Here is a 740-nt window from a genome sequence, read left to right as displayed (position 1 = left end):
TTAAACGGCTCTTCCGTTTTCCACTCTGGATGCGCAGGCGCCATCTCTTTAACTCGATCCAGCGCGAACGCTAGTTGAAAGTAATACGGTTTTTCAGACCAAAGCGTACCATCGTTATCGAACACTGCGATACGATCTTCCACTTCCACATAGGTATCAGCCTGTTTATCATTCGTTTGCTCGACAAATTTAACAATGGCGGATTTACTCGGGCTATCCTTCCACGAGGGCAGCAGTGATGAATCACAATCTTTGGCAAAAGATGAAAAAGAGAGGCTGGATAAAATAGCGACTGACAGACAAGTAAGTTTCTTCATAGCAACGACCATGTTATTGATAAATTGTAGGGTTAACTTCCATTTATCCTAGTTCGTCTACTCTAGTTTTCCACTTATGAAGGCTATAACTAACGCTCATATGCCGCAACTAATGTGTCTATTCCAGCTAGCCGACTCCCCTCAAGAGCCGCAACTATCTTGTACTGAACGCCTATTTTCCCGGTTGACCCAATAAGCAATGCCCATGATAAGTGCCGAAAAAAGAGCGCAAAGATAGATAGGGTAAATAGGGTTAATCACCACACTAAATGCTAAGGCAGCAGCTAACCCGTAGCCTAGAGTATGAAACATGGAGATGTAACCCGCGACAGAACCCGGAGCTCGACTCAATTGACTGGTTGCTGAAGCAGTATAGGCAGGCACTAGCAACGCAGCACCGATGGCGGTCACAGTCATCGCCAA

At 45.5% G+C, this 740-nt stretch carries 2 pseudogenes; both read right to left on the bottom strand.

Going from position 1 to position 740, the window contains the following annotated elements:
• Nucleotides 1-317: pseudogene (locus KIV40_RS28300) on the bottom strand (haloacid dehalogenase-like hydrolase); the annotation flags it as partial.
• Between the two features lie 141 nt (nucleotides 318-458).
• A pseudogene (locus tag KIV40_RS28295) lies at nucleotides 459-740 on the bottom strand (MFS transporter); the annotation flags it as partial.

It is taken from the genome of Vibrio sp. D173a (assembly GCF_030248475.1).
Note: the sequence above shows the minus strand (reverse complement) of the source record. Positions and strands in the feature narration are given on the sequence as shown.